Below are 1,160 nucleotides of genomic sequence, written 5' to 3'. Positions count from 1 at the left end.
ACCAAGGGGAAGCTGTTCGAGACCAGCGGCCACCTGGACTGGTACGCCGACGGCATGTACCCCCCCATGCAGCTCGACGAGGGCGTGGACTACTACCTCAAGCCCATGAACTGCCCGATGCACAACCTGATCTTCGACGCGCGCGGCCGGTCCTACCGAGAACTGCCGCTGCGCCTGTTCGAGTTCGGCACGGTGTACCGGTACGAGAAGTCCGGCGTGGTGCACGGCCTGACCCGCGCCCGCGGCTTCACCCAGGACGACGCGCACATCTACTGCACCCGTGAGCAGATGGCGGAGGAGCTCGACTCCACCCTCACCTTCGTGCTCAACCTGCTGCGCGACTACGGCCTGACCGACTTCTACCTGGAGCTGTCCACCAAGGACCCGGAGAAGTACGTCGGCTCGGACGAGACCTGGGAGGAGGCCACCGCCGTCCTCGCCAGCGTGGCCGAGAAGCAGGGCCTGCCGCTCGTCCCGGACCCGGGCGGCGCGGCCTTCTACGGCCCGAAGATCTCCGTCCAGGCCAAGGACGCCATCGGCCGCACCTGGCAGATGTCGACCATCCAGCTCGACTTCAACCTGCCGGAGCGCTTCGACCTGGAGTACACCGCGGCGGACGGCTCGCGCCAGCGCCCGGTGATGATCCACCGTGCGCTGTTCGGCTCGATCGAGCGCTTCTTCGCGGTGCTGCTGGAGCACTACGCCGGCGCCATGCCGCCGTGGCTGGCCCCCGTCACCGTGACCGGCATCCCGATCACCGACGAGCACGTGCCGTACCTGCTGGACGTCGCGGCCGAGCTCAAGAAGCACGGCATCCGGGTCGAGGTCGACACCTCGGACGACCGCATGCAGAAGAAGATCCGCAACGCCCAGAAGCAGAAGGTCCCCTTCATGCTGATCGCGGGCAACGACGACGTCGAGGCGGGCGCGGTGTCCTTCCGCTACCGCGACGGCGAGCAGAAGAACGGCGTGCCGGTCGCCGACGCGGTGGCCGAGATCGTGGACGCGGTGCAGCGCCGCATCCAGGTCTGACCTCGGACGCACGAGGCCGGGGGGGGGGGGCCCGGGCCCCCCCCCGCGGGGTGGTGCCCCCGGTGGGGTCGCCTATTGTGTTAGGGCATACTAGTGTGCCCCAAATTCAGCGGGGCGGGGGGGGGCCG

At 69.0% G+C, this 1,160-nt stretch carries 1 protein-coding gene; it reads left to right on the top strand.

What is annotated here, in order from left to right; all coding sequences use genetic code 11:
* The coding region (gene thrS / locus ABZ641_RS38625) for a threonine--tRNA ligase (RefSeq protein WP_359989363.1) at positions 1-1,032 on the top strand (1,032 nt) is incomplete at its 5' end.
* Between the last annotated feature and the right edge of the window lie 128 nt (positions 1,033-1,160).

It is taken from the genome of Kitasatospora sp. NPDC007106, from assembly GCF_040634455.1.
GTDB classification, from domain to species: domain Bacteria; phylum Actinomycetota; class Actinomycetes; order Streptomycetales; family Streptomycetaceae; genus Kitasatospora; species Kitasatospora arboriphila.
This window is presented reverse-complemented; position numbering and strand designations above follow the sequence as displayed.